This is a genomic window from Microbacterium sp., from assembly GCF_041641055.1.
Taxonomy (GTDB): domain Bacteria; phylum Actinomycetota; class Actinomycetes; order Actinomycetales; family Microbacteriaceae; genus Microbacterium.
In genome coordinates this window covers 1-22,711 of sequence record NZ_JBEPZB010000002.1, presented here as the reverse complement: position 1 = coordinate 22,711, position 22,711 = coordinate 1, and the positions used below count along the sequence as shown (strand labels likewise).

Genomic DNA, 22,711 nt, shown 5'->3' with positions numbered 1-22,711 from the left:
AGGCAGTGACCACGCCCAGAAACGACGAAGCCCTGGTGAAAGTTGCCTCTCACCAGGGCTTTTTGTCGGGATGACAGGATTTGAACCTGCGACCCCTTGACCCCCAGTCAAGTGCGCTACCAAGCTGCGCCACATCCCGTTGTTTAGTTTTCGGACAATCCCGCCGCTCTAACTCACCTGACCCCCAGTCAAGTGCGCTACCAAGCTGCGCCACAGCCCGTTGTTCTGCACTCTCGCGCAGGCAACTCCCCTATCTTAGCCCCACCCGGCCGCGCTCCGCGAACCGAGTGAGCGCCGGGCGTTGCGGGTTGTCGGAGGTCCGGCGTAGCGTCGCGGGCATGGTGACGATCACGACGGAAGTGGCGACGGCCTCGCGATGGGATGACGTGCAGCATGCCCTCACCGGCGGCGGCGACGGCGCCAGCTGCCAGTGCATCTGGCCGATGCTGAGCAATAAGGACTGGGATGCGACGACGACTCCGCAACGCACGGAGATGCTGAGAGATGAGATCGCGGCGGGTCCTCCGCCGGGTCTGATCGCGTACGTCGACGGGGAAGCTGCCGGATGGATCCGCATCGGCCCGCGTACGAAGCAGGGGCGGATCCCCCGCACGCGGATGATCGCGTCCGCGACCACCGAGCCCTTCGATGACGAATCGGTCTGGGCGGTGACGTGCTTCGTCGTCCGACGCGAGCATCGAGGATCAGGACTCAACGCCGAGTTGCTGCGGGCAGCTGTCGACTACGCGCGCTCGTCGGGGGCGCGCCTCATCGAGGGCTACCCGGTCGACACCGGCGGTGAGAAGAAGCGGACGAATGACCTGTTCCACGGCACGCTCGGCACGTTCATCGCTGCGGGCTTCGATGTGGAGACCGAGATGAAGCCCGGCCGCACGCTCGTGTCGCTCAGTCTCTGAGCGCGACCCGCCTGTGTCGAGGTGCGGACGACTAGCGTGGACTCATGAGCGATGAGCATCCGATCAACGACCCCGAACTCGGCACGCTGACCCGCGCGACGACCGAGCTCTCGGACGGCACGATCCTGACCCACGACTGGTATGCCGGCAGCATCGAGCTCGACGGCGCCGAGCTCGAGCTCATGATCGAGGGGACGAACGCCGATGAGGCGAGCGCACTCCTCCCGCACGTCCGCGAGACGATCACCGCCCTTCCTCTGCTGCGACGGCTGGCGACGGATGCCGTGGTGACGGCGTTCAGCACCGGCACGCCCGAACCGCACGAACTCGAGGCCGCGTCATCCGATCTGACCCTCGACACGGTCGAGGCGTCCGACGACGGCACCATCGTGCTCCACTTCACCGACACCTGCGGCGAGCATTTCCCCGAGGGCTACTGGCCGGCGGTGCATCTCGGCGCCGACGGCCAGGTCACGCAGGTCACCGTCGAGTCCTGAACGGCCCATCCGGATGGTGCAGCCATACGATGGAGGGATGCCGCACAGCCGCCCGTCCGCCGCTCCCCCAGTGGAGTCGTTTCGGCGTGGCCCCTCGACCGATTCGCGCAGAGGAGACTCCTGATGGCCGACGCCGCACGGGTCGACAGCTGGCTGTGGGCGATCCGCGTGTACAAGACACGCTCCGCGGCGACGACGGCATGCCGCGCGGGGCATGTACGGGTGAACGGCGACAAGGTGAAGGCCGCCCAGCACGTTCGCATCGGCGACGAACTTCGCGTGCGCATCGCCGGCTTCGACCGGATCCTCATCGTCCGCCAGCTGCTCGTCAAGCGAGTTGGCGCGCCCCTCGCAGCGCTGGCATATGAGGACCGCACGCCGGAGCGGGAGCCGCAGGCGGCGCTCGGCCTCCGTGATCGCGGCGCCGGCCGACCGACCAAACGCGAACGCCGGGACATCGACAAGCTGCGAGGTCGCCGCCCGGAGGATGACGGTATATACCTGGGCTGACTCTCCCATATATCGAACATACGTTCTAAACTCGAGACATGCCGCGGACCACCGATCTCGACCTCGACCTCGAGGAACGCCGCCGCCTGCTCGATGACTGGCTCGAGAAGCGGCGGCAGATCGCCGTGCTCGAAGCCGAGGCGTACGGGCTCCTTGTCGAGCGGATCGCCGTCCACGACGCCGATGTGGCCGACAGCCCGCACCATCGCGACTCGATCTACCGATCCATGATCGCCGAGTACTCCGCAGCCGGACATCTGACGACAGGCTCCGTCGAGTACGGCTTCACCGACGCCCGAACGCTGCACAGGACCATGCCGACGGTGCGCGCCGCGTTCGAAGCGGGGGCCATCACCGCTCGCCACGTCCGTGAGATCGTGCGGGCCGGTGAGATCGTCGATGACGCCGTACGGGCGGGACGCGTGGAGCCGGACACGATGACCCTGTATGAGACGGCCGCTGTCGTGATCGCTGAACAGGACACCGTAGCGCGGACGGGGATCCGCGCGCGGAAGGCCGCGGCAGCGCTCGTCGGTTTGACCGTCGTCGAGAAGCAGCGCAAGGCCATCGATGAGCGTTCAGTCACCGTCAGGTCGGTCGACGATGGACTAGCGGTGCTCACGGCCATCCTTCCGGAATGGGTGGCAGTGGCCATCCACGATCGACTCACGCGTATGGCGCGACAGGTGGCTCGCACGCGCGACGAACGCGAGCCCGTCCTCGAACCGACGGATGCTCCGGAGGACTCCCGCCACCTCGACGACTTCTCCCCCGAAGACCCGCGTTACGACGCCTACTTCGATGGCGGCATCATCGTCGGCGAGGACGGCACGTTCACCACCGATCCGTTCACCACGCCCGTCGACCCGATGACCGATCCGACGAGTCCCGACATCGAACACCTCGCGGGCGATCAGCGCACGTTCGACCAGATCCGCGCAGACCTTCTCACCGATCTGCTGCTCGCTGCCGATCCGAGCGCAGTGAACGGCTCCGGGCTCGAGAACGTCTCGGCACGCATTCAGGTGACGGTCGCAGCCAGCACGCTCATCGGCGCCGACGATCGGCCCGCCGAGCTCGACGGCCACGGCCCGCTCGATCCCGAGGTCGCCCGGCGACTGGCCGGCTGCAACGGCGGATGGACTCGGCTCTTCCTCACACCGACCGGCCTCGTGCGCGAGACGGACTCCTACACCCCGTCGGAGTCGATACGTCGATACCTGCGCGCTCGCGACCAGCATTGCCGCTTCCCCGGGTGCAGAATGCCGGTGCATCGCTGCGAGATAGATCACAACCATGACCATGCTCGTGGCGGGCGGACGCACGTCGACAATCTGAGCCACTTCTGCAGGACTCATCACTCGCTAAAACATCCCGACATCGACGATCGTCACCGATGGTCCGCTCGGCAACTGCCCGATGGGACCGTCACCTGGACCAGTCCGCTCGGCAGGTCCTACGCCGACCCACCGCAGCGTCGAGTGATGTTCGTCTGATCCGATGCGTCTGACCGGATTCGGCCGAACGGATTCGTCCGAACGGATTCACCCGACCCGGTTCGGCCGGGTGGATGCGTCTGAACGACTGCGTCCGAACGGATGCGGCTGACTGGATTCTTGTGACATCGTCGAGCGTCAGCCCCGGTCCGACCTGCGTTCGTTTCCTGATTCGTGCCCACGCCCATCGCCCGGCCGTCCACTCCGCCCAGCGCCCGGTCGTCCACTCTGGCCCTCGCCCGGTCGAGCACTCTGGCCCTCGCCCGGTCGAGCACTCTGATCATCGCCCGGTCGGACATTCTGGCCAGCGCCCGGTCGAGCCGCGTGAGCGCTGCCCGGCCTGACCACACGAGCGCGCTCCGGTGCCACGGCGCGGAGCACGATGTACACGCCCCCGATCAATGCCGCGGCGATTGCGAAGATCACCGCGAACACCACGATGATCGCGATCGGGAAAACGATCATGAAGAGCGCGTTGAGCGCAGCGACAACGGCAGCAACCCTCAAGGCGCGCCGCGTCACCGCACCGGTGGCGATGTCGAAGCGGAGCGCGGGCACCCGTTCGCCCGCAGGCGTGCTCGGGCTGGATGCCGATTGCGCGCCGGGCTGCTCCCCTGCTGATGCGGCCGACCGCGCATCCACCTGCGTCCCAGGAGGCAGATTCGACCGCCCAACCGTCTGCGCGCCGCTCGGGCTCAGGACGGACCACGCACTCGCCCGACCCGCCCGGACCACGGCGACGACGAGCAGGGCCACTGAGATCCAGAACGCGCCGAAAGCAACCGGGTTGTCAACGGGGAAGAGCAGGAAACGCAACGGGAAGTACTGGTCGCCGCCGAAGATCGAGAGATGGATGGCGATCGTGCCGACGAAGGCAGCTCCTACTCCGACCACGTCACCGACGCGATCGGTCTCGACAGATCGGACCTGCCGTCCCATCATCTGACCCGGGCGTGGCCATCGAGGACGTCCAGCAGCCATCCCGCCGAACGCACCTGAGTCGCCCCCGCAGAGACGACGCGCGCCTGCAGTCCCCAATCGCTCGTCACCGCGACGACACGCTGCCCGGCCGAGACGAGACGCGCCACTTCGGCTACGATCTCGTCGTCTCCCGAGGCATCAGCGCGCACGACACGCACGCCGCCCGCCGGCAACGCGCCGGCATCTCCCTCGGCCGCAGACACGGCGACATCGCGTGCCTGCCCCTCGACAACTAGGGCGACCTCGGGGAACCAGGCGGTTCCGCCGAGTTCGAGATCGGCAGCGGGCACGGCGACACCTTCCAGCCGCGCCGCAAGCCGTGAGGCCGCGCCTGCCCGGTCCTTCCACCAGCCGTCGGGCACCGACCCGACCACGTTCGCGGCGTCCACGACGAGTGTCTGACGCACATCGAGAAGATCACGCAGCACCGGCCAGGACCGACCGAAGCCCGGATGCAGCGGCAGAGAGTCGACCTCGTCGACAGCGACCCACGCCAGAGCCACGCTCTCGGGGTCGCTGATCACCGGTTCGAACGGCTGCACGACATCAGCGATCACCGTCGTGTACGACCAGATGTCCAGATCGAGGACGCTCGTGAAACGAGGACGCACCGCGCCGTCCGGCACGCCCGCCTCTTCCTGTGCCTCGCGCACAGCGCCGACGATGGCGGTCTCCCCCTCGTGCAGCGCGCCCCCGGGCAGACCCCACGTGCCGCCGAAGTGGCTCCACGACACCCGGTGCTGCAACAGGATGCCCCTCGTGGGATCCACGGCGAGCAGCCCGGCCGCACCGAAGCGGCCCCAGTACTTCTCCCCCGACGGCGCCACCACCCAGGCATCACCCGGGTTTCGCGGCCCCGTCGGACGACGCGGTTCACCAGCAGCAGGAGGTACGACAGTCACCCCCTCAGCCTGTCACAGCCTCGAGGCATCGGCACCCGACCGGGACATACGAGGGAACAGCAGAACCGCCCTGAACAGGGGAAACAGGACCCGCGTCCCAGCCCGGGGATCAGCCTCAGCACCAGCACCAGCACCAGCACCAGCACCAGCACCAGCACCAGCACCAGCACCAGCACCAGCACCAGCACCAGCACCACACGCGTACTGTACCGCCATCCGACCCTGCCCCAGCCCCAGCCCCAGCCCCAACACCAGCCCCAGCCTCAGCACCAGCACCAGCACCAACACCAGCACCGATCCCGACACCACCACCGACACCACCACCGACAGAAATGGCTGTGCCCGCACGGATCACCGCGCGGGCACAGCCACCTCAGCTCAGAATCAGCGCTGGCGCTTCTCGCGCACCCGCATGTTGATGACGATGGGCGTGCCGTCGAACTCGTACAGCTCGCGCAGGCGGCGCTGGATGAAGCGGCGGTAGCCCGGGTCGAGGAAGCCCGTCGTGAACAGCACGAACGTCGGCGGTCGGGTCGACGCCTGCGTGCCGAACAGGATGCGCGGCTGCTTGCCTCCGCGCAGCGGATGCGGGTGCTCGGCGACGAGCTCGGCCAGGAAGGCGTTGAACTTTCCGGTCGGGATACGACGATCCCAGTTCTCGATGGCCGTCTCCAGTGCCGGGACGAGCTTGTCGAGGTGGCGACCGGTCTTGGCCGAGATGTTCACACGAGGGGCCCAGGCGACATGCGCCAGGTCCTGCTCGATCTCACGCTCGAGGTACCGGCGACGGTCGGCGTTCTCGAGGTCGTCGTCGTTGAGACGGTCCCACTTGTTGAAGGCGAGGACGAGAGCACGACCGGACTCGAGCACGAGGTCGATGATCCGCACGTCCTGCTCGCTGATGGTCTCCGAGACGTCGAGCACGACGACCGCGACCTCTGCCTTCTCCAGAGCGGCCGAGGTGCGCAGCGAGGCGTAGAAGTCGGCCCCCTGCGCCATGTGCACGCGACGACGGATGCCGGCGGTGTCGACCAGGCGCCACAGCTTGCCACCGAGCTCGACGATCTCATCGACCGGGTCGCGAGTGGTGCCCGCGAGATCGTTCACGACGACGCGCTCTTCGCCGGCCGCCTTGTTCAGCAGCGACGACTTGCCGACGTTCGGACGCCCGAGGATCGCGACGCGACGCGGTCCGCCGATCTCGGCCTTGGCCACGGCCGACACATCGGGGAGCGTCTTCAACAGCGCATCGAGCAGGTCGGCGACGCCGCGGCCGTGGATCGCGGAGACCGGGTGCGGCTCGCCGAGACCGAGGTTCCACAGTGCTGCGGCCTCGGGCTCCTGACGGGCGTCGTCGATCTTGTTCGCGACGAGGAAGACGGGCTTGCCGCTCTTGCGCAGCAGCTTGACGACATGCTCGTCTGTCGACGTGGCGCCGACCATCGCGTCGACGACGAACAGCACGACGTCGGCGAGGTCGATCGCGACCTCCGCCTGAGCGGCGACCGAGCGGTCGATGCCGCGGGCGTCGGGCTCCCAGCCGCCGGTGTCGACGAGCGAGAACCGGCGGTCCGCCCACTCGGCCTTGTAGGTGACGCGGTCGCGCGTCACGCCGGGGGTGTCCTCCACGACGGCTTCGCGGCGGCCGAGGATGCGGTTCACGAGGGCGGACTTGCCGACGTTCGGTCGTCCGACGATCGCCACGACCGGCAGAGCGGGGTAGAACTGGATCCCGTCCTCGCCCATGGTGATGCCGGCGAGGAGCGCGGCATCCTCATCGTCCAGGTCGTAGTCGGCGAGGCCGGCACGCAGCGTCTCCGCGCGCGCCTCGGCGAGCTGCTCGTCGAGCGACTCCATCTTCTCGGCGAGCTGGTCGGGGCCGCCTTCGTATTCGTCGTCAGCCATGGTGTACTCCTCGGATTCGTTCGATCACCGCGAGGACGGCGTCGATGGTCTGTGTGAAATCGAGCTCCGTCGAATCGACGACCTCGACGCCGTCCGCGGCGTTCAGGAAGTCGACGACGGCGCTGTCGGATGCGTCGCGCTTGTGCAATGCGGCGGCGACGGCCTCGGCGTTCTCGCCGGCGAGCTCGCCGGCACGTCGTGCGGCGCGCACCTCGGGTGCGGCCGTGAGCAGGATGCGCACGGGCGCATCCGGCGCCACGACGGTCGTGATGTCGCGGCCCTCGACGACGACGGCCGGGTAAGGCGCCTCCGCGACGAGCGACCGGAAGAGCGTGTTGACCTGCTCGCGCACCTCGGGCACACGGGCGACACCGCTGACGGCGCCGGAGACCGACGGCTCACGGATCGCGTCCGTGACATCGACGTCTCCGACCGTGACCGTGCGGTCGTCGGGGTCGAGGCCGAGGCGCACGGGGAACTCGGCGACGGCGGTGAGCACGGCGTCGGCATCCGCCGTGTCGGAGCCGCGGTCGAGGACGTGCCACGCCAGGGCCCGGTACGCGGAGCCGGTGTCGAGGTAGCCGAAGCCGAGCTTGCGGGCGACGGCCTTGGAAACGCTGGACTTGCCGGAGCCGGCAGGTCCGTCGATCGCGATGAAGTCAGTCATTGGTGGTACCTGCAATCCGCCATCCGCGTTCCTGGAGTCCGGTGATCGCCCCGTGCAATGCCGCAGGGTCGACGCTGATCTCAGCGAGCCCGAACTGCGCGCCGGGCGAGTGCTCGAGACGCAGATCCTCCACGTTCACCCCGAGCTCCCCGAGTTCACCGAAGAGTCGTCCGAGCTGACCGGCCGTGTCGTCGACCATGACGACGAGCGATTCGAACCGCTGGTTCTGGCCGTGCTTGCCCGGGAGCCGTTCGACGCCGTCGTTGCCCTGCCTGATCGTCTCCGCCACCACGCGTCGGGCACCGGGCGCCTCCGGAGCGCGCAGCGCATCGGAGACCTCGCGGAGGTCAGCGGCGAGGGCATCGAGGATCTCGACGACCGGCTCCGCATTCGCGCCCAGGATCTGCACCCACAGTTCGGGAGCGGATGCCGCGATGCGCGTCGTGTCGCGCACGCCCTGACCTGACAGGCGCAGCGCGCCCTCATCGGCCACGGCGAGGCGCGCAGCGAGGAGGCTCGCGACGACCTGCGGCACGTGGGAGGTCAGCGCGACCGACCGGTCGTGCTCCTCCGGGGTCATCTCGAGGGGCATCGCTCCGACGTCCAGAGCCAGCGCCTCGACGAGCGAGAGATCGGATGCCGTGGTCTCGGCATCGCGGCAGACGACCCACGGCCGTCCGATGAACAGGTCGGCACGCGCCGAGATCGCTCCCCCGCGTTCACGCCCCGCGAGGGGGTGCGAGCCGATGTACCGGGCGAGGTCGACACCGCGGCTCTGCAGCGTGCGGAACGGATCGAGCTTGACGCTCGCGACGTCGGTGACCACCGCATCGGGGAAGCGAGCGAGTTCCGCCTCGATGACGTCAGCGGTGACATCCGGCGGCACGGCAACGACGACCAGTACCGGCGTATCACCGTCAGCCGCTGCGCGACCGGCTCCGTAGTCGATCGCGAGCCGCAGCTGAGCGGGCGAGGTGTCGGCGAGGACCACGTCGATCCCCTTCGCGCGCAGGGCATGCCCGATGCTCGCGCCCAGCAGACCTGCACCGACGACGCGGACTGTTCCGGACAGGCGGGCGGCGATCCGAGGCGCGCCGGAACTCGGAGTGCCCGCAGGCGCACTCGTCGTATCGGTCACTCGTTCTCCTGCTGCTCGCCTGGCGCCGCGGCGACACCGGAATCACGGCGCGACAGAGTCAAGAGCGCGCCCAGTTCGATTTTAGTCAGTTCGCGGGTCTTCCCAACCGGGAGGGTTCCCAGGTGGAGAGGGCCGAACTGGCGCCGGACGAGTTCGGTGACCGGGTGGCCGACCGCGGCGAGCATCCGGCGCACGATGCGATTGCGTCCCGAATGGAGCGTGAGCTCGACGAGGCTGGATCCGCGAGAGGTGTCGAGCAGCCGGGCCTTGTCGGCCGCAATCGGTCCGTCGTCGAGCTCGATGCCCTTGGTGAGCTTCGAAATCGTCTGCGCCGTGACGGCACCCTCGACCTTGGCGATGTAGACCTTCGTGACGCCGAAGGACGGATGCGCGAGCACGTGCGCGAGCTCCCCGTCGTTCGTCAGCACCAGCAGGCCGCTCGTCTCGGCATCCAGGCGGCCGACGTTGTAGAGGCGCTCCTCGTAGTCCTCGGTGAACCGGCGGAGATCGGGGCGTCCGTTCTCGTCCCGCATGCTGCTGACCACACCGGTCGGCTTGTTCAGGATCACGTAGCGCTTCGAGACGTCGAGCTGCACGGCAGTGCCGTCCACGTCGATCAGATCCGTCTCCGGGTCCACCCGTCGGCCGAGTTCCGTCACGGTCTCGCCGTTGACGCGGATGCGCCCCTCGACGATGTACTGCTCGACGACGCGGCGCGATGCCACGCCCGCCGCCGCCAGTACCTTCTGCAGGCGGACGCCCTCAGGTGCCTCGAAGCCGCTCATCGGATGGTCCCTTCATGGAAGCTGGAGTGTGGAGAGGACGGATGTGCGCACGGCGCGCTCATCGGATGGTCCCCTCATCGAAGCCGTCTGCACCGTCATCGAGCAGCGGCGAGATCGGCGGCAGCTCGTCGAGCGAGTTGATGCCCAGGTGCTGCAGCAGCGTGTCGGTGGTGCCGTAGTTGATCGCGCCGGTCTCGGAATCCGCGAAGAGCTCGGTGATGAGCCCACGCGCGAGCAGGGTGCGCACCACGGAGTCCACGTTCACGGCACGGATGGAGGCCACTTGGCTGCGCGTCACCGGCTGCTTGTACGCGATGACGGCGAGAGTCTCGAGAGCCGCCTGCGACAGCCGTGCCGGAGCCTGCCCGCCGACGAACTCGGCGACCACGTCGTCGTGGTCCTCACGGACGTACAGTCGCCATCCGCCGCCGACCTCACGCAGCTCGAATCCTCGGCGCGGCCCCTGCCCCCGGCCGTCGTAGTCGTCGACGAGGGTCTCGATCGTCTGCCGCACGGCCGCGACCGGCGACCCCACAGCCGCGGCGAGAGCGACGAGGCCGATCGGTTCGTCGATGATCAGCAGGATCGCCTCGATCCGCTCGGAGAGCGGCGTCTCGCGTCCGACCTCCTGTGCGGCCGTGTCCATCGTGTCATCGGTCATAATCGGCTCCCAGGGATGCCAGTGTCTCGTCCGACCAGGAGTCGGCTGCCCAGCGGAGCGTCAGCTCGCCGAGGGGTTCCAGTTGTTCGAAGGAGAGCGCCGCGTGGCGGTACAGCTCCAGGACGGAGATGAAGCGTGCCACGACGATCCCCGGCTCGCTCACTCCGGCCACCAGCTCGCGGAAGCTCACCGACTCGGCGGTGCGGAGCAGCGTCACGACGATGGCCGCCTGTTCGCGGATGCTGACGAGCGGTGCGTGCAGGTGGTCGAGCCCGACATGCGGGATCTCCTTCGGCGCGAAGGCCAGCAGTGCCAGGGCGGCGAAGTCGTCGACGTTCAGCGACCAGACGAGCTCCGGCGTCTTCCGGCGATGCTTCTCGTCGAGGCGCACCGCCCGCACGTGACGCCGATCCTCACGCTGCAGGCACCGGGCGAACCAGGCCGAGACCTCCTTGAAGGCGCGGTACTGCAGCAGGCGGGCGAAGAGGAGGTCGCGGGCTTCGAGCAGCGCGACCGCCTCGGCATCCACCAGCTCGCCCTGCGGCAGGAGGCCCGCGACCTTCATATCGAGGAGGGTCGCGGCGACCACGAGGAACTCCGACGCCTGGTCGAGCTCCTCGTCGTCGTCGAGTTCCTTGAGGTACGCGATGAACTCGTTGGTGACGGCGCTCAGCGACACCTCGGTGATGTCCATCTCGTGCTTGGAGATGAGGTTCAGCAGCAGATCGAACGGGCCGTCGAAGTTCGACAGCGAGACCCGGAATCCGACCTCGTCCGCGGTCTCCGGCTCAGTCTCAGCCGACGGCGCAGTCTCAGCCGACGGCGCAGTCTCAGCAGGAGTCTCAGGCTCAGCAGCAGTCGCGATCTCAGCAGCCGGTGCGGCCGCAGCAGGTGTCTCTGACGGCTCGAGGTCAGGCGACAGCGCCACGGGCTACCAGCTCCCGCGCCAGCCGCAGGTAGGCCTGGGCGGCGGCGTGCTCCGGAGCGAACTCGGTGATGGGCACACCGGAGACCGATGCGTCGGGGAACTTGACGGTGCGACCGATCACGGTCTCGAGCACGTCATCGCCGAAGGCCTCGACCACCCGTTCCAGCACCTCGCGCGAGTGCAGCGTGCGCGGGTCGTACATGGTGGCGAGCAGGCCGTCCATCGTGATCGACGGGTTCAGCCGGTCGCGGACCTTGTCGATGGTCTCGATCAGCAGAGCGACCCCGCGCAGGGCGAAGAACTCGCACTCGAGCGGGATGATCACGCCGTGGGCGGCGGTCAGCGCGTTGACCGTGAGGAGGCCGAGCGACGGCTGGCAGTCGATGAGGATGACGTCGTACTCGCCCGCGACCTGACGGAGCACCCGCGCGAGGATGGTCTCCCTCGCGACCTCGTTGACGAGGTGCACCTCTGCGGCGGAGAGGTCGATGTTCGCGGGCATCACGTCGAGGCCCTCGACTCCGGAGTGCACGATCGCATCGTGGGCGTCGCGCTTGGTGTCGAGCAGCAGGTCGTAGATCGTCGGCACGTCGTGCGTCTGGATGCCGAGACCGGCCGACAGCGCTCCCTGCGGATCGAAGTCGACCGCCAGCACCTTGCGGCCGTATTCGGCGAGAGCTGCGGCCAGGTTGATCGAGGTGGTCGTCTTGCCGACGCCGCCCTTCTGGTTGCACAGCGCGATGATGCGGGCGGGACCGTGCGAGGCGAGCGGTTCGGGGGTCGCGAAGCCGTGATAGGGACGCCCGGTGGGTCCCATGGGGGTGTCGTCGGTCTTCGACGTCTTCGCCCTGGACTTCGCCGCGTTCTCAGCCACCGATTCTCCTGCTCGTTTCGTGCTTGATCGAGTCTAGCGATCGCCCGCCTGGATCGACGCTTCACGCCCGGCGATCCCACGTTTTCCGCCCTGCCTCGGTGTCAGGACGAAGGGGCGCGCCTCAGCGGGCGCGCGGGTGCGAGGTCGCGTAGATGTCTCGCAGCGTGTCGACCGAGACATGGGTGTAGATCTGGGTGGTCGCCACCGACGCGTGCCCCAGCAGCTCCTGCACCACGCGCACGTCGGCGCCGCCCTGCAGCAGATGGGTCGCGAACGAATGGCGGAGGGTGTGCGGCGAGACCTCGCTGGTGATCTGCGCCCCCTCGGCGGCCGCGCGGATCACGAGCCAGGCGCTCTGCCGGGAGAGGGGCGCTCCTCGCGCTCCGAGGAACAGCCGCGCCGATGCCCGCCCCTTCGCCGCGAGTCCCGGACGCACCCGGGTGAGGTAGGCGTCGACGGCCGCGCGGGCGAACGACCCGATCGGCACGATCCGCTCCTTCGAGCCCTTGCCGCGCAGCCGCAGCACGTCGCCGTGGGCGAGGTCGTCGACATCCAACCCGACGGCCTCGGACACTCGCGCCCCGGTCGCGTACAGGAGCTCCAGCAGCGCCCGATCCCGGATGCCGAGCGGATCCTCCGCCGAGGGCGCGGCGAGCAGGCGCTCGACCTGGTCGATCGTCAGCGCCTTGGGCAGGCGCTGCGGCGCTTTGGGCGGACGCAGCCGGCCGCTGGGATCGTCGTCCTCGATGCCCTCTCTGGCGAGGAAGCGGTGCCACCCACGGACCGAGGACTGCATCCTCGCCAGGCTCGTGGCCGCCGGCGCGGGCTCCGCGCCGGCGCGATCGGCGATGAAGCGACCGACCACCGCCGGGGTGACCTCCGCCGTGTCGGCGATGCCGTCGGCCGCGAGCCACTCTCGGTAGGCCGCGAGATCGCGACGGTAGGCGGCGATGGTGTGCTCGCTGAGACCGCGCTCGATCGTGACGTGGCGCAGATAGGTGTCCAGCGCGCGGTCGAGCTGCATCTCAGCCTCGGTCGCGCAGCCTCTGCGCGGCCGCCAGGACGCCGATGCTCAGGATGCCGTTGCGCATCCGCCCCTCGAGCACCGCTCGCACCGCGGCATCCAGGGGCACCCATTCGACGCGGATGTCGGCTTCTTCGTCCTCACGCGCGTGGGCGGTGTCGGCCGCGGATATCCCGGTCGCGAGGAAGATGTGGATGGCCTCGTCGTTGCCACCGGGGGTGGTCCATGACGAGACGAGCGGCTCCCAGTGCGCGGCGACGAGGTCGGCCTCCTCCGCGAGCTCGCGCTGAGCAGCCACGACCGGCTCCTCCCCCGCGACGTCGAGCAGACCGGCCGGCAGTTCCCAGTCGCGGTGGCGGATCGGATGCCGGTACTGCTGGATCAGCAGCACACCGCCGTCGTCGTCGAGAGCCAGGATCGCGACCGCGCCGGTGTGCGCCACGTACTGGCGACGGATCTCTCCGTCGCCGTAGCGCACCCGGTCGTCGCGGACGTTCCAGACGACGCCCTCGAACGCGACCTCGCTGCTGAGCACCTCAGGGTCGAAGGGCTCGTCGCGGAGCTCGTCGAACTCGGGCATCGACTCGGACTCAGACATCGGCTCCGCCGGACTCACGCATCGGCTTCGCCGGACTCACGCATCGGCTTCGCCGAAGTCAGCGTCGGCTTCGACGTCGAACAGCTCGCTCGAACGGTGCCGCTCGATGGCGGCTCCGACCAGGCCGCGGAACAGCGGGTGCGGGTCGGTCGGACGCGAGCGCAGCTCCGGGTGGGCCTGGGTCGCGATGTAGTACGGGTGCACATCGCGCGGCAGCTCCACGAACTCGACGAGATCGAGGTCGGGGTTGAGGCCCGAGAAGACCAGCCCTGCGTCGGAGAGGCGCGTGCGATAGGCGTTGTTGACCTCGTAGCGGTGACGGTGACGCTCGGATGCCTCGGCCGCGCCATACAGCTCGCGGGCCAGCGAACCCTCGGCCAGGGCCGCCTGGTAAAGCCCCAGGCGCATCGTGCCGCCCAGGTCGCCGCCGTCGAGGATCTCGATCTGCTCCGCCATCGTCGCGATCACGGGCTCGGTGGTCTCCGGGTCGAACTCGCTCGACGAGGCACCGACGATGCCGGCGACATCCCGCGCGTACTCGATGACCATGCACTGCAGACCCAGGCAGAGTCCGAGGGTCGGGATCCCCTGCTCACGCGCGAACTTCAGCGCGCCCAGCTTGCCCTCGATGCCGCGGATGCCGAAGCCACCGGGAACGCAGATGCCGTCGAGAGCGGCGAGCTGCTCGCGCGCACCCTCCGGGGTCTCGCAGCGGTCCGAGGGGATCCAGCGGATGTTGACCTTGGTCTCCTGCGCGAATCCGCCGGCCTTGAGTGCCTCGGTGACGGACAGGTAGGCGTCGGGGAGGTCGATGTACTTGCCGACGAGGCCGATCGTGACCTCGTGCTTGGGGTTGTGCACCGCGTGCAGCACCTTGCTCCAGCGCGACCAGTCGACCTCTTCCGCGGCCTTCCGGTCGAGGCCGAGGCGGCGCACGATGTACGAGTCCAGGCCCTGGTCGTTGAGCGTCGAGGGGATGTCGTAGATGCTCGGCAGGTCGACCGTGTTGATGACGCCCTCGGCGTCGACATCGCACATCAGAGCGATCTTGTTGCGGTTGCTCTCGCTGACCGGGCGGTCGCTGCGCAGCACGAGCGCGTCAGGCTGGATGCCGACCTGGCGGAGAGCTGCGACCGAGTGCTGCGTCGGCTTGGTCTTCTGCTCACCGGATGCGCCCATGAAGGGCACGAGGGAGACGTGGACGAAGAATACGCTGTCACGCCCGAGCTCGTGACGCAGCTGGCGGGCCGACTCGAGGAACGGCTGCGACTCGATGTCGCCGACGGTTCCACCGACCTCGGTGATGATGACGTCGGGGCGCGGGTCCTCGGTGGCCTGCAGACGCATGCGGCGCTTGATCTCGTCGGTGATGTGCGGGATGACCTGCACGGTGTCGCCCAGGTACTCGCCGCGCCGTTCGCGGGCGATGACCTGCGAGTAGATCTGGCCGGTCGTGACGTTGGCGGCCTGCGACAGGTTGATGTCGAGGAAGCGCTCGTAGTGGCCGATGTCGAGATCGGTCTCGGCTCCGTCATCCGTGACGAACACCTCACCGTGCTGGAACGGGTTCATCGTTCCCGGATCGACGTTCAGATACGGGTCGAGCTTCTGCATCACGACGCGGAGTCCGCGGGCCGTGAGGAGGTTGCCGAGGCTTGCGGCAGTGAGCCCCTTACCCAAAGACGAAACGACACCACCCGTCACAAAGATGTGCTTGGTCGTGTCGTTCTTGGGCCCCGCAGAAGAAGAGTTCATCACGGGCTTCGATCCTATCAGTCGCCGGAGGTGCCGAGGGTGAGAAGTTCCCTGGCGTGGGTGAGAGCAGCGTCCGAATCGGCGAGTCCCGACAGCAGACGAGCCATCTCGGCCTCGCGCTCGGGGCCGTCCAGACGGCGGACACTGGATGCCGTGACCGCGCCGTCGTTGGCTTTGACGACGGAGAGGTGATTGGTGGCGAATGCGGCGACCTGCGCGAGGTGGGTCACGGCGATCACCTGCGACTTCTCTGCGAGCCGGGCGAGTCGTCGACCCACTTCGATCGCCGCCGCGCCGCCGATGCCGGCGTCGACCTCGTCGAACACGAACGTCGGCACGGGGTCGGTGCCCGCGATGACGACCTCGATGGCGAGCATCACCCGGGAGAGCTCTCCGCCGGAGGCCCCCTTGGCGACCGAGCGCGGCTCGGCACCCGGGTGCGGGGCGAGGAGGATCGCGACGTCGTCCCGACCGTGCGTGCTTTCGGATCCCGGGGTGACCGCGACCTCGAGCCTGGCGTCGGGCATCGCGAGCGCGTGCAGCTCCTCGCTCACGGCGACACCCAGCCGGCGGGCGGCCTCCGTGCGCTCGCTCGTGAGGGCGTCGGCCTTCGCGTCGAGCTCGGCGCGCGCGGCATCCCGTTCGGCTTCGAGACTCACGAGCCGCTCATCGTCGTCGTCGAGCTCTGCGAGCCGCGTGGAACCCGTCTGCCAGAGCTCCAGTGCGTCGTCGAGTGACCCGTGGGCGCGGATCAGCGTGCCGAGCGCAGCCCGGCGCTCCTCGACGGCCGCCAGCTCATGCGGACCGGATTCGTCGAGGTCGGCCAGGTAGGTCGACAGCTGCACCGCGACGTCCGCGATGCGATAGCCGATGTCGGCGAGAGCCTCGGAGATTTCGGTCAGGGACGCGTCCGACACGCGCTCGAGCGCGCGGCGGGCCTCGGCGACGAGTGCGGAGGCATCCGGTTCGCCCTCCTCGTTCGACAGCGCGCCGTGGGCGAGGGAGGCGGCGAGCCGCAGCTCCTCCGCGTTCGCGAGGCGCTCGGCACGCGCGGCGAGTGCGACGTCTTCGCCGGGCTCCGGTGCGGCGGCCTCGATGAGCGCGAGGGCCTCACGCAGGCGGGTCGCCTCCTCGGCGCGACGATCACGGTTCTCGGTGATGTCGGTGATCTCGGCGTCCAGCGCGCGCCACCGCTCGAACGCCGTTCCGTACGCCTGCAGCGCAGTGGCGATGGGAGCACCGCCGAAGCGATCGAGGGCGTCGCGCTGTGCGGCCGAGGAGCGCAGGCGCAGCTGCTCGGACTGACCGTGCACGACGACGAGCTCCTCAGCGAGCGCGGACAGCACGCCCGCGGGAGCGGCCCGACCACCCACACTCGCGCGGCTGCGTCCCTCGGCGCTCAGAGTGCGCGAGACGTAGAGCTCGGCGGAGCCTGAGCCCGCAGGCTCCAGCTCTCCCCCGGCATCCGCGACGATGTCGGCGACGTCGCCGGTCTCCGGGACGATCCACACACCGGCGACCGAGGCCTGATTCGCGCCCGCTCGCACCGCGCCCGAATCCGCACGCTGCCCGAGCAGCAGTCCGAGACCCGTGACCACCATGGTCTTGCCCGCACCGGTCTCACCGGTGATGGCGGTGAAGCCCGCCCCCAGGGGGAGCACGGCGTCGGCGATGACGCCGAGGCCCTGCATCCGCATCTCCTCGATCACGACGCCGCTCCCTGCCCTCGCCACCCGGCGACCGGCAGCTGGAACTTGCGCACCAGGCGGTTGGTGAAGGCGGTCGGATGCAGGCGTGCGAGCCGCACGGGGCGCGACGAGCGTCGCACCACGACGCGCGCACCGGGAGGAAGGTCGTGCGAACGACGCCCGTCGCACCACAGGATGCCCGCACCGGAGGTGCCCTCGAGCATCTCGATCGCGACCGCGGCATCCGGGCTCACGACGAGCGGCTTCGCGAAGAGCGCATGCGCCGAGAGCGGGACGACGGCGATCGCCTCGACACGCGGCCAGATGACCGGGCCGCCGGCCGAGAAGTTGTAGGCCGTGGAGCCGGTCGGCGTGGAGACGACCATGCCGTCGCAGCCGAAGCTCGACAGCGGCAGGCCGTCGATCTCGAGGACGATCTCGATCATGCGCTCGCGGCTGGCCTTCTCGACGGTCGCCTCGTTCAGCGCGAAGGTCTCGTAGACGACGGTGCCGTCGACGTCCTTGACGCGCACGGAGAGGGCCAGGCGCTCCTCGACCGTGTAGTCGCGGGCGATCACCCGGCGCACAGCGGAATCCATGTCATCGCGATCGATCTCGGCGAGGAATCCGACGTGTCCCATGTTGATGCCGAGCACGGGGGCTGCACAGCCGCGCACCAGCTCGGCCGCGCGGAGGATCGTGCCGTCGCCTCCGAGCACGATCGCGAGTTCGAGGTCCTCCTGCTGCACGGTGTCGCCGAGCACGTCGACATCGGCGAAGTGCGCGTCGACGGCCTGCAGGTCGAGACTGTCGTCGGCAGCGAGGACCGGGCGTGCGCCAGCGCTGCGCAGTTCGTCGACCACCCGTCTGGCTGCTGCCACCGTCTCGTCCCGGCCGGCGTGAGCGACGACCAGGATGTTGCGCTCGTTCATCGTCTCCCTGCCAGTGCGTTGATGCGGTCCGACCATTCTGACGGATCACTGCCGCGCCCCGGCGCGAGGTGCAGGAGATACTCCGAGTTGCCGTGCGTGCCGAGGATCGGCGACGCGAGGATGCCGAGCATCCCGAGTCCCGCGTCCCAGGCGCTCCACGCCGTGCGCGCGACGGCGTCGGCGCGCGTGGCCGGGTCGGTGACGAGACCGCCGCGCACCGCGGTGCGGCCGACCTCGAACTGCGGCTTCACGAGCAGGATGATGTCGGCGCCGGGCGCCGCGACGCTCGCGACGGCCGGGAGAACGAGTTCGAGGGAGATGAACGAGAGGTCGCCGACCACGAGTTCGGGGGCCGAAGCCTCGCCGGTGACGCTCTGCAGATTCTCGGGCGTCATGTGGCGCACATTGAAGCCTTCGACGACCACCACTGCAGGGTCGGCGGCGACAGCCGGTGCCATCTGGTCATGACCCACGTCGACGGCCAGCACACGACGCGCGCCCCGCTCGCGGAGCACCTGCGTGAAGCCGCCGGTGGACGCCCCCATGTCCAGGGCGAGGCGCCCCTCGACCGAGACGGCGAAACCGTCGAGCGCGGCGATCAGCTTGTGCGCGCCTCGTCCGACGTAGTGATCGGCCCCCGCGACGCTGAGCTCCGAGGTGTCGGCGACGGACGTGGATGCCTTCACGACCGGTCGCCCGTCGACGCTCACCAGTCCGTCGGCGATGAGTGTGGCCGCATGGGTGCGCGAACGGGCGAGTCCTCGCGCGGCGAGGGCGGCATCGAGTCGCGTCATCGGGCGCCCGGCGCGTCGCGCTGGTCGAGCTTCGCGCCGCTGTCGAGACGGCGGGAGAGCTCGTCGTGCAGTCCGGAGTACGCTCCTGCTCTGGCAGCGAGCGGCTGCCCCTCGATCAGGCGCAGCCGACTCCACAGACCATCGGTCGGCGTGTTCGTCGTCTCTTCGCTCACGGTTCTACTGTACGCGGCGGGGCCGACGCGTCGGCGGAGCCACGGCGCACGCGCTCGGGCTCGCCTCGCGTGGCGCAGGGCGGCCGCGACCGCGCGCCCAGAGGGCAGCCCGTACCATCCCCGTTCACCCGCTCCCCCGGTCGTCCGGGAAGAGCGAGGTCAGGGACGGTGGAAGGGGTCGTCGTAGAGCCGCTCGGGCACGCGCAGCACGAACACCGGTGTGCCGGACGCCCAGATCGCGGCCGCTCCCGCGCGGAGGAGATCGATCTGCGAGTCGCCCTCGGCGACGATCTCGACATCGGCACCGGACACTCGCACCGAAGCCCCGTTGACCGAATGCACGCCGTCCTTGACGGTGGCCACCGGGTACGGCTCGTGCAGCTCCCGCAGATCGCTGAGGATGTAGGTGGGACGCGAGCCCTCGGGAGCTGCCAGAACGTGCTTCGGCCGGTCGATGCCCGTGAGCACCAGCGCCGAATCGATCCCCGCGCGCATGGCTCCGAGGATGTCGGTGTCGAGACGATCGCCGATGAAGAGCGGCTTCCGGGCACCGAAGCGTTCCGTCGCCTCCTCGAAGATCGGCGTCTCCGGCTTCCCGGCCACCGTCGCGAGACGGCCGATGGCCGTGTGCACGGCCGAGACGAGTGTGCCGTTGCCCGGCGCGACCCCCCGCTCGCGAGGGATCGTCCAGTCCGTGTTGGTGGCGATCCAGGGGATGCCGCCTTCCTCCTCGGGGACCTTCAGCGCGAACGCCGCCTCGGCGAGGTCGGTCCAGGCCACCTCGGGGGCGAAACCCTGCACCACGGCATCCGGAGCGTCCTCGGCGCTGCGGGTGACGGTGTATCCCGCCTTTTCCGCCTCGTCGACGAGGCCGGCCCCGCCGATGATGAGCAGCGTCGCCGGCGGCGGCACGATGTCCGCCAGCAGCCGCATGGCCGCCTGGGGGCTCGTGATGACATCCGCCGGTGCGACGTGCAGACCGAGACTCGTGAGGTGCGCGGCGACGGAGGCATCTGTGCGCGACGCGTTGTTCGTGATGTAACCCAGCCGTGCCGTGGCGGCGGCCGCGTTCAGGCTCTCCACCGCGTGCGGCAGGGCACCGGGACCCGCGTAGACGACACCGTCGAGATCGGCCAGGACGGCGTCGACTCCGTCGAGCGGAGTCGACGCCGTGGCCTTCTTGGAGAACAGCCCCACTACGCCTCCTCGGACGTACCCGAAGCCCGACGATCGCCGTTCGAGCTGTCAGCGCTGTCAGCGCTATCGGTGCTGTCCTCGGTGGCCGCCTCGTAGACGTCTTCGCCCAGCAGTTCGCGCACCTCGTCGTCGATCGACGGCTCGGACTCGATCGAGGGCTCCGCCTCGGTTGCGCCCTCGGGGGTGTCCACGGCTTCAGCGCCCTCGGCGGCGACCGACGCACCGGTGGCGTCGCTCGCGTCGTTGGCGTCGCTAGCGTCGTCTGCGTCGTCTGCGTCGTCTGCGTCGAGCGTCTCGACACGGTGATCGTCCACGGCCAGCTCGGCGCCGTCGATCTCATCGTCGAACTCGCCCTCGATCAGGCCGTCCTCGATGATGATCTCCTCGTCGCCGGCCTCGTCGACGCCGAGCGCTTCTGCGGCGACCTCGGCACGGTGTGCCCAGAACTCGGCTTCGTCGGTGCGTCCTAGATCCTCGAGCACGGCAGCGCGGGCCGCGAACAGCGCCGGGCTCCACTCGAAGGCACGATCGGGGTCGAGCTCAGGGATCTCGAGCTCGCCGAGCGCGAGTTCGAGATCGCCCTGGTCGAGCCGCGCTCCGGACATCGCGATAGCGAGAGACACGCGGACCGGTGTCGGCAGCGTTGTGCGATCGACCGCACGCCCCGTCTCCAGGGCGCGGTCGGGACGCCCGATGCCACGCTCACTGTCGACCATGAGTGCGATCTGGTCGTCCTTCCCCGAGATGCGACGGTAGGTGCGCAGCTCGCGCAGCGCAAGTGCGAAGTCCTCCGTGGCGTAAGCGGTGATTCCCAGCGTCTCGCGCACGATGGCGATACGCCCGGCGCGGCGGGATGCAGCGAGGGCGTGCTCATGCGCCAGTGCGGGATCCTCGTCGATCAGGCGCGATGCCATCGCGAGATGACGTGCGACCAGTTCGGCGTTCTCCTTGCTGAGCGTCTTCAGCTCGTTACGCGCGGAGGTGTGGAGATCGCGCGCCGTGACCTCGTCAGGGATGTGCGGGTCGTTGAAGCGCGGACGATCGCCGGATGCCTGGATGGGCCGCTCGCGACCCTCTCCCCCGCGCTGCGGGTAGGAACGCGAGGAGCCGCGCTCCGGCGCGCCGCCGCGAGAGTCCCGATTATCACGGTTGTACCCGCCGGTGCGGGGTGCGCCACCATCGCGGCTGTCACGGTTGTACCCACCCGAACGAGGAGCACCGCCCTCGCGGTGGTCCCGGTTGTAGCCACCGGTGCGGGGTGCGCCACCATCACGGCTGTCACGGTTGTACCCACCAGTGCGGGGAGCGCCACCATCACGATTGTCACGGTTGTAACCGCCCGAACGAGGGGCGCCACCATCGCGGTTGTACCCGCCGGTGCGGGGAGCGCCACCATCGCGGCTGTCACGGTTATACCCACCCGAACGGGGTGCGCCACCATCACGGCTGTCACGGTTGTAGCCACCCGAACGGGGTGCGCCACCATCGCGGCTGTAGCCACCACTGCGGGGTGCGCCACCATCACGATTGTCACGGTTGTACCCGCCCGAACGAGGGGCGCCACCATCGCGATTGTCACGGTTATAGCCGCCAGTGCGAGGAGCGCCACCATCACGGCTGTCACGGTTATAGCCGCCAGTGCGGGGTGCGCCACCATCACGATTGTCACGGTTGTACCCGCCCGAACGAGGGGCGCCACCGTCGCGGTTGTAGCCACCCGTGCGGGGTGCGCCACCATCACGGCTGTCACGGTTGTAACCGCCCGAACGGGGAGCGCCACCGTCGCGGTTATAGCCACCCGTGCGGGGTGCGCCACCATCACGGCTGTCACGGTTGTACCCACCCGAACGGGGAGCGCCACCGTCACGGTTATAGCCACCCGTGCGGGGTGCGCCACCATCACGGCTGTCACGGTTATAGCCACCCGAACGCGGAGCACCACCATCACGATTGTCGCGGCTGTACCCACCCGAACGCGGAGCACCGCCATCACGGTTGTCACGGTTGTAGCCACCCGTGCGGGGTGCGCCACCATCGCGACGCGGACCGCCTGTGCGGTTCTGATCGGGACGTCCTCCGGAGGGGCGCTGACCGCGCGATCCATTGTCGTCGTTGCGACGCGGACGGCGCTCTTCCTCTTCCGGCATGATGCTCCCTGTTCTCGATGTTGTTAACGCAAAATGGCCACCCAACGATGGGTGGCCATTTGCTTAAAAGAAGTCCGGCGGTGTCCTACTCTCCCACAGGGTCCCCCCTGCAGTACCATCGGCGCTGTGAGGCTTAGCTTCC

24 protein-coding genes and 1 tRNA gene are annotated in these 22,711 nt (G+C 69.0%); 6 read left to right on the top strand and 19 right to left on the bottom strand.

Going from position 1 to position 22,711, the window contains the following annotated elements:
* Positions 1 to 65: 65 nt before the first annotated feature.
* Positions 66 to 139, bottom strand: a tRNA-Pro gene (locus ACESK8_RS01510).
* Positions 140 to 338: 199 nt separating this feature from the next.
* On the opposite strand from ACESK8_RS01510, the gene ACESK8_RS01505 reads away from it, so the two are divergent.
* The 5 genes from ACESK8_RS01505 (at position 339) to ACESK8_RS01485 (ending at position 4,366) form a co-directional block, all read left to right on the top strand.
* Positions 339 to 917, top strand: a complete 579-nt coding sequence (locus ACESK8_RS01505) for a GNAT family N-acetyltransferase (protein ID WP_372967003.1) — start codon at positions 339 to 341, stop codon at positions 915 to 917.
* 44 nt (positions 918 to 961) lie between these two features.
* Positions 962 to 1,414 carry a hypothetical protein gene (locus ACESK8_RS01500; protein ID WP_372967002.1) on the top strand — a complete coding sequence of 151 codons (453 nt, stop codon included), beginning with the start codon at positions 962 to 964 and terminating at the stop codon, positions 1,412 to 1,414.
* Positions 1,415 to 1,537: 123 nt separating this feature from the next.
* Positions 1,538 to 1,924 (top strand): RNA-binding S4 domain-containing protein, encoded by a 387-nt coding sequence (locus tag ACESK8_RS01495; protein ID WP_372967001.1) that lies wholly within the window; start codon positions 1,538 to 1,540, stop codon positions 1,922 to 1,924.
* Between the two features lie 38 nt (positions 1,925 to 1,962).
* Positions 1,963 to 3,420 carry a DUF222 domain-containing protein gene (locus tag ACESK8_RS01490; RefSeq protein WP_372967000.1) on the top strand — a complete coding sequence of 486 codons (1,458 nt, stop codon included), beginning with the start codon at positions 1,963 to 1,965 and terminating at the stop codon, positions 3,418 to 3,420.
* Between the two features lie 382 nt (positions 3,421 to 3,802).
* Positions 3,803 to 4,366, top strand: coding sequence for a hypothetical protein (locus ACESK8_RS01485; protein WP_372966999.1), 564 nt, complete (start codon positions 3,803 to 3,805; stop codon positions 4,364 to 4,366).
* On the opposite strand, the gene ACESK8_RS01480 is transcribed toward ACESK8_RS01485, so the two are convergent.
* The 18 genes from ACESK8_RS01480 to ACESK8_RS01395 all read right to left on the bottom strand — a co-directional run bounded on the left by ACESK8_RS01480 (position 4,359) and on the right by ACESK8_RS01395 (position 21,336).
* Entirely contained in the window at positions 4,359 to 5,303 is a 945-nt protein-coding gene (locus ACESK8_RS01480; RefSeq protein ID WP_372966998.1) for an NUDIX domain-containing protein, read from the bottom strand. The genes ACESK8_RS01485 and ACESK8_RS01480 overlap by 8 nt on opposite strands.
* Positions 5,300 to 5,500 (bottom strand): hypothetical protein, encoded by a 201-nt coding sequence (locus tag ACESK8_RS01475; RefSeq protein WP_372966997.1) that lies wholly within the window; start codon positions 5,498 to 5,500, stop codon positions 5,300 to 5,302. The genes ACESK8_RS01480 and ACESK8_RS01475 overlap by 4 nt, the downstream gene beginning before the upstream one ends.
* A 187-nt stretch (positions 5,501 to 5,687) precedes the next feature.
* Positions 5,688 to 7,208: a ribosome biogenesis GTPase Der gene (der, locus tag ACESK8_RS01470; protein WP_060927575.1), complete on the bottom strand. Its 1,521-nt coding sequence runs from the start codon at positions 7,206 to 7,208 to the stop codon at positions 5,688 to 5,690.
* Positions 7,201 to 7,875: a (d)CMP kinase gene (gene cmk / locus ACESK8_RS01465; RefSeq protein ID WP_372966996.1), complete on the bottom strand. Its 675-nt coding sequence runs from the start codon at positions 7,873 to 7,875 to the stop codon at positions 7,201 to 7,203. Before cmk ends, der begins: the two co-directional genes overlap by 8 nt.
* Positions 7,868 to 9,013, bottom strand: a complete 1,146-nt coding sequence (locus ACESK8_RS01460; RefSeq protein ID WP_372966995.1) for a prephenate dehydrogenase — start codon at positions 9,011 to 9,013, stop codon at positions 7,868 to 7,870. Before ACESK8_RS01460 ends, cmk begins: the two co-directional genes overlap by 8 nt.
* Complete coding sequence (locus ACESK8_RS01455) at positions 9,010 to 9,798, bottom strand: pseudouridine synthase (protein ID WP_372966994.1); 789 nt, start codon at positions 9,796 to 9,798, stop codon at positions 9,010 to 9,012. The genes ACESK8_RS01460 and ACESK8_RS01455 overlap by 4 nt, the downstream gene beginning before the upstream one ends.
* Before the next feature lie 58 nt (positions 9,799 to 9,856).
* Positions 9,857 to 10,459: an SMC-Scp complex subunit ScpB gene (gene scpB / locus ACESK8_RS01450; protein ID WP_372966993.1), complete on the bottom strand. Its 603-nt coding sequence runs from the start codon at positions 10,457 to 10,459 to the stop codon at positions 9,857 to 9,859.
* Positions 10,449 to 11,210 carry a ScpA family protein gene (locus tag ACESK8_RS01445; RefSeq protein WP_372967100.1) on the bottom strand — a complete coding sequence of 254 codons (762 nt, stop codon included), beginning with the start codon at positions 11,208 to 11,210 and terminating at the stop codon, positions 10,449 to 10,451. The genes scpB and ACESK8_RS01445 overlap by 11 nt, the downstream gene beginning before the upstream one ends.
* A 160-nt stretch (positions 11,211 to 11,370) precedes the next feature.
* Positions 11,371 to 12,204, bottom strand: a complete 834-nt coding sequence (locus ACESK8_RS01440) for a ParA family protein (protein ID WP_056517281.1) — start codon at positions 12,202 to 12,204, stop codon at positions 11,371 to 11,373.
* A gap of 178 nt (positions 12,205 to 12,382) precedes the next feature.
* Positions 12,383 to 13,285, bottom strand: a complete 903-nt coding sequence (xerD, locus tag ACESK8_RS01435; protein WP_372966992.1) for a site-specific tyrosine recombinase XerD — start codon at positions 13,283 to 13,285, stop codon at positions 12,383 to 12,385.
* Position 13,286: 1 nt separating this feature from the next.
* Entirely contained in the window at positions 13,287 to 13,883 is a 597-nt protein-coding gene (locus ACESK8_RS01430) for an NUDIX domain-containing protein (protein ID WP_372966991.1), read from the bottom strand.
* Between the two features lie 36 nt (positions 13,884 to 13,919).
* Positions 13,920 to 15,638: a CTP synthase gene (locus ACESK8_RS01425; RefSeq protein ID WP_372966990.1), complete on the bottom strand. Its 1,719-nt coding sequence runs from the start codon at positions 15,636 to 15,638 to the stop codon at positions 13,920 to 13,922.
* Positions 15,639 to 15,655: 17 nt separating this feature from the next.
* On the bottom strand, positions 15,656 to 17,347 hold the full coding sequence (recN, locus tag ACESK8_RS01420) for a DNA repair protein RecN (RefSeq protein WP_372966989.1): 1,692 nt from the start codon (positions 17,345 to 17,347) through the stop codon (positions 15,656 to 15,658).
* A complete protein-coding gene (locus ACESK8_RS01415) occupies positions 17,344 to 18,258 on the bottom strand; it encodes an NAD kinase (RefSeq protein ID WP_372966988.1) in 915 nt (304 codons plus the stop codon). Before ACESK8_RS01415 ends, recN begins: the two co-directional genes overlap by 4 nt.
* Entirely contained in the window at positions 18,255 to 19,052 is a 798-nt protein-coding gene (locus ACESK8_RS01410; RefSeq protein ID WP_372966987.1) for a TlyA family RNA methyltransferase, read from the bottom strand. Before ACESK8_RS01410 ends, ACESK8_RS01415 begins: the two co-directional genes overlap by 4 nt.
* Entirely contained in the window at positions 19,049 to 19,225 is a 177-nt protein-coding gene (locus ACESK8_RS01405; protein WP_372966986.1) for a hypothetical protein, read from the bottom strand. The genes ACESK8_RS01410 and ACESK8_RS01405 overlap by 4 nt, the downstream gene beginning before the upstream one ends.
* 159 nt (positions 19,226 to 19,384) lie before the next feature.
* Positions 19,385 to 20,422 carry an HAD-IIA family hydrolase gene (locus ACESK8_RS01400; protein WP_372966985.1) on the bottom strand — a complete coding sequence of 346 codons (1,038 nt, stop codon included), beginning with the start codon at positions 20,420 to 20,422 and terminating at the stop codon, positions 19,385 to 19,387.
* Positions 20,422 to 21,336, bottom strand: coding sequence for a hypothetical protein (locus ACESK8_RS01395; RefSeq protein WP_372966984.1), 915 nt, complete (start codon positions 21,334 to 21,336; stop codon positions 20,422 to 20,424). Before ACESK8_RS01395 ends, ACESK8_RS01400 begins: the two co-directional genes overlap by 1 nt.
* Before the next feature lie 69 nt (positions 21,337 to 21,405).
* Here ACESK8_RS01395 and ACESK8_RS01390 point away from each other — a divergent pair, with 69 nt between their 5' ends.
* Entirely contained in the window at positions 21,406 to 22,596 is a 1,191-nt protein-coding gene (locus ACESK8_RS01390; protein WP_372966983.1) for a hypothetical protein, read from the top strand.
* Positions 22,597 to 22,711: the final 115 nt, after the last annotated feature.